This window comes from Methanobrevibacter sp. (genome assembly GCF_045120835.1).
In the GTDB taxonomy this organism is placed as follows: domain Archaea; phylum Methanobacteriota; class Methanobacteria; order Methanobacteriales; family Methanobacteriaceae; genus Methanocatella.
The window spans coordinates 1-2428 of the sequence record NZ_JBGVFE010000033.1 but is presented as its reverse complement, the minus strand read 5'-3'; the positions used below and the strand labels follow the sequence as shown (position 1 = coordinate 2428).

Annotated in this window: 3 protein-coding genes; 2 read left to right on the top strand and 1 reads right to left on the bottom strand. The window is 37.6% G+C overall.

Going from position 1 to position 2428, the window contains the following annotated elements:
* On the bottom strand, positions 1-1032 hold a 1032-nt coding region (locus ACJMLO_RS03595), incomplete at its 3' end, for a formate--phosphoribosylaminoimidazolecarboxamide ligase (RefSeq protein ID WP_405294000.1).
* Positions 1033-1145: 113 nt separating this feature from the next.
* Between ACJMLO_RS03595 and ACJMLO_RS03590 the strand changes: the two genes are divergently transcribed.
* Positions 1146-1685 (top strand): metallophosphoesterase, encoded by a 540-nt coding sequence (locus ACJMLO_RS03590; RefSeq protein WP_405293998.1) that lies wholly within the window; start codon positions 1146-1148, stop codon positions 1683-1685.
* A 1-nt stretch (position 1686) separates the two neighbouring features.
* The gene (locus ACJMLO_RS03585; RefSeq protein ID WP_405293996.1) at positions 1687-2319 is read left to right on the top strand and encodes an RlmE family RNA methyltransferase; all 633 of its coding nucleotides are present in this window, start codon (positions 1687-1689) and stop codon (positions 2317-2319) included.
* Positions 2320-2428: the final 109 nt, after the last annotated feature.

Below are 2428 nucleotides of genomic sequence, written 5' to 3'. Positions count from 1 at the left end.
TCTTCTACCCATACTCATTGGTTTGCCATAAGTTAAGTAGGAGTAAGGAGAACCATCCATAAATGTGTTTGTTCCACCGTCAGTTCTTGCACTGATTTCAAAACAGATTACTTCCAAATTATCATTTACTAATGTTTGCATACAGAACGGACCGTTTAATCCTGGAGCAACTAATTTTTTAGCACTTTCAGTTAACTTATCCGCAATGTCGAATACCTGTGGAAGCAATGATTCACGTATTACAGCTGGGTGGTTACCGGTTACAACATAAGAAGGACTTAAATCAATGTCCAATTGATCTTTTGCAGGCATCCTTACAAAACCGTCAATACTGGATTCATATCTTGTATCCATACCCATCAATTCAACTTTATCATCAAGTGCGGAATAGAAATAGTGTATACAGTAATTACAGCCAGAAACATATTCTTCAATGTGTGCAGCTTCCACATCACTGTCCTCTAACCATCCACGAGCTTTCATGGCTTCAATTTTTGCATCAAATTCTTCGGTAGATGATGCTACAAAGTAACCTCTTCCACCTCTTGCGCCTGGGAATTTAACCATTACAGGGCGGTCAATTTCTGAAGGATCATTATATTTGAAAGGAATCCTGACATCCCCCTCAACAAGCAATGCTCTTTCTTTGTCCCTTTCAGCTTCCCACCTAAGTACATCTCTGTTTCCAAACATCGGGACATTAAATTTGTCTTCAACATTGTCAAGACCAGCATATGCGACAAAAGATCCATGAGGCACAACGATTGCATTCATTGCACGAAGCTGTTCCTGAACATCTTCATTTACAATATCTTTGAATTCATCAACTATAATGTATTCATCGGCAACTCCAAATCTTTGATATGGAACTTCTCTACCCTTTTCACAGACGATAGCGGTTCTAAATCCTTCTTCTTTAGCACCTTGCAAAATATGTAAAGAAGTGTGGCTTCCGAGAGTAGCTATTGTGATTTCACTTTTGTCGTATTTAGCCAAAATATCTAAAATATCTTCCTTTTTAACTTCTCCCATTTTATCTTCTCCTAAAAGAACGATATATATAAATATATTTTTAACAATTAATAAAGTTTTTTTAATTAATTTTAAAAATAATAATAAACAAAATATTACTTAATAATTAAGGATTGAAAAAAATGTTGATTGGTTTAATCTCAGACACCCATATACCAGACAGAGCAAGAATATTGCCTCAAAAAGTAATTGATGCATTTAATGATGTGGAATTAATATTGCATGCTGGTGACCTGACCTCCCTAAAAGTTATTGATGAACTTGAAGAAATAGCTCCAGTCATGGCAGTTCAGGGAAATATGGACCGAGCCAATGGAATTGACCTGCCAAAAGCAAAGATCATTGAAATAGAAGATTTAAAAATTGGAGTTATACATGGTGAGGTCTATCCTAGAGCAGACAGTGACCAGCTGGTCTATCTCGCCAAGGAATTGAATGTGGACATACTAGTTTCAGGCCACTCCCATCAGCCAAAAATAGAGCAGAAAGACGGAATCCTGCTTTTAAATCCGGGAAGTCCAGTTGTTCCACGGCTTGCAGACAGAACCGTTATGCTTCTTGAAGTCAACAATAAGGAAGTTGATGTCGAAATCATTAAAATTGGCTCACCGGTATGCAGTGCCTTGGATTTTAACCAATATAAGAGGGATTGAAATGGGAAGCAAATGGCAAATGGAAAAACATAAGGACCCTTATCACAAAAAAGCTAAGAAAGAAGATTACCGCTCAAGAGCATCATACAAACTCAAACAGCTCGATAAAAAATATAAAATCATAAAAGAGGGAAATACCGTAGTTGACCTTGGAGCCGCACCCGGCGGATGGTCACAGGTGGCTCTGGAAAAGGTTGGTGAAGAGGGAATCGTTGTTGGAGTTGATTTAAACCGCTTCAAAAAGTTCCATGAAGAAAATTACTATGGAATAAGAGGTGATTTTACAACAACTGAAGTTCAGGAAAAAATAATGGAAATCATTGGCGGAAAGGCAAAGGTTGTCATGTCCGATGCATCTCCCTCACTTTCAGGAATCAAGAATATCGACCAGCTCAGGTCAATTGATCTGGTGAACGTTGTAATCGAAATAGCCGAAAACATCCTGGAAGAAAAGGGCAATCTTGTCATGAAGGTGTTTCAGGGTCCAGAATACAAGAATATGCTAGATTCGCTTAAGGGAAAATTCAGGCATGTCAGAACAACAAAGCCTCCATCATCACGTAAAAAGAGTTCCGAAATGTATGTCGTGGGACTTGAATATCTGCCCAATAAAAAAAAGAGAAAAAGAAAATAATTTAAAGTGAATCATATGCTTTTTTAGCGGTTTTAAGTTTATCTTTAGCAAAATCAATCCTACTGTCAACTTCATTTGACGGTTTGCTTGCATCAAGAGCACTCTTAAC

Coding starts and splice junctions, on each gene's coding strand:
- ACJMLO_RS03585 (WP_405293996.1), top strand. CDS start 1,687: ATGGGAAGCAAATGGCAAATGGAAAAACATAAGGACCCTTATCACAAA.